Annotated in this window: 1 rRNA gene; it reads right to left on the bottom strand. The window is 53.9% G+C overall.

The window, feature by feature from the left end:
* Nucleotides 1–308, bottom strand: a 23S ribosomal RNA gene (locus BIU98_RS17510); the annotation flags it as partial.

The raw sequence follows: 308 nt of genomic DNA on the forward strand, positions 1-308 counted from the left end.
CAGTTCCCACATCGTTTCCCACTTAACTGGTATTTGGGGACCTTAGCTGGCGGTCTGGGTTGTTTCCCTCTTCACGATGGACGTTAGCACCCACCGTGTGTCTCCCGGATAGTACTCACAGGTATTCGGAGTTTGCATCGGGTTGGTAAGTCGGGATGACCCCCTAGCCGAAACAGTGCTCTACCCCCTGTGGTATTCGTCCGAGGCGCTACCTAAATAGCTTTCGGGGAGAACCAGCTATCTCCGGGCTTGATTAGCCTTTCACTCCGATCCACAAGTCATCCCCTGGCTTTTCAACGACAGTGGGT

Origin of the sequence: Curtobacterium sp. MMLR14_010, assembly GCF_001865015.1 — a bacterium.
GTDB lineage: Bacteria > Actinomycetota > Actinomycetes > Actinomycetales > Microbacteriaceae > Curtobacterium.